This is a genomic window from Rahnella woolbedingensis (assembly GCF_003602095.1).
GTDB lineage: Bacteria > Pseudomonadota > Gammaproteobacteria > Enterobacterales > Enterobacteriaceae > Rahnella > Rahnella woolbedingensis.
The window spans coordinates 1-1,414 of record NZ_RAHH01000082.1 but is presented as its reverse complement, the minus strand read 5'-3'; the positions used below and the strand labels follow the sequence as shown (position 1 = coordinate 1,414).

Sequence of the window (1,414 nt, the reverse complement as noted above, 5' to 3'; positions counted from 1 at the left end):
TAATGCCGATCGTTTAAGGATCAGTTGACCGATCCGGTGGCTCGTGTAAAAAGGGTTCATGCTCAACATGGACCCTTTTTAAATGGAACTTTCACACGCTCTCGGTATTATCAATCTCACTGCCCCCGATGAAGTTCAAAGCCTCGCTGACCTCCTGTCTCCTGACCTCATTCAGCAAGCTTTTTCTCTCACTGACACCGTCACTCTACGCAAGCGTAAACTCCCCCTCGAGTCCATGGTCTGGCTGGTTATCGGCATGGCTATATTCAACAATAAGCCTATGAGTCATATCGTTAATCTGATGGATATTGTTGACCGAACCGGACGCTCATTCACCGCACCCAGCTCCGTTATTGCCCGCAGAAAAACGTTAGGCGAAGATGCCATCCGGGTTCTGTTTGATATCACTCAGCAACACTGGCATGCACAGGCAAAACATCCTCTCTGGCACGGACTGACACTCAATGCCGTCGATGGCGTAGTCTGGCATACGCAGGACACGCCTGAAAATGCAGAGGCCTTCGGTAAGGCGTCGAACCAGCACGGTGAACGCGGATATCCTCAGGTCCGCATGGTATGCCTGATGGAACTGAGCAGCCACCTGTTGCGGGCCAGTGTGATGGACAGTTACAACGTTAACGAGATGCGCCTGGCGGCACGGCTGGCAGACAGCGCGCCGGATAACAGTATTACGCTGTTCGATAAGGGTTTTTACTCTTTAGGGCTGCTGCATGACTGGCATAATGCGGGCGAAAATCGTCACTGGCTGACGCCGCTGAAAAAGAACACGCAGTACGAGGTGGTGTGTAAGCTCGGCAAACAGGACGAGCTGATACGGCTGAAAACGTCACCGCAGGCCAGAAAACAGTGGGAAGGACTGCCGGAAGAAATGACCGTGCGGCTTATCCGTCGGAAGGTCAATGGCGTTGAACGGCAGGTTCTGACGTCAATGACGGATGCGATGCGTTATCCGGCCGCCAGCGTGGCGGAGCTTTATAAGCATCGCTGGGAAATCGAGTTAGGATACCGGGAGACGAAGCAGTTTTTACTGGGTAACCGGTGGGCGTTGCGAAGCAAACTGCCGGAAATGGTCAGGCAGGAACTGTGGGGTATCCTGCTGACTTATAACCTTATTCGTTACCAGATGATCAAGATGGCGTTCAGCCTGAAGGGAGATTACCTGCCTTATCAGCTGAGTTTTAGCGGTGCAGTGTCGGAGATATTACGGCTGTTAATCGGACTGCCGTGGGCATCAGCGGGAGCGATCCCGGGTCATCTGAAGCATTTTTACAGCAACGCAGCGATGCTAAAACTCCCCTCGAGGCGTGAGCGTGAATATGCAAGGGAAGTGAGAGAAAAAAGGTCGAAATATCCTTTAAAAAACAATGCTGGTCACCTTAAGTGACCAGCATTA

General features: G+C 52.0%; 1 protein-coding gene. It reads left to right on the top strand.

Features of this window, described 5'->3' with window-relative positions; all coding sequences use genetic code 11:
- Positions 1 to 82 precede the first annotated feature (82 nt).
- Positions 83 to 1,405: an IS4-like element IS1271 family transposase gene (locus D6C13_RS25265; RefSeq protein ID WP_120135341.1), complete on the top strand. Its 1,323-nt coding sequence runs from the start codon at positions 83 to 85 to the stop codon at positions 1,403 to 1,405.
- The last annotated feature ends 9 nt before the right edge of the window (positions 1,406 to 1,414 follow it).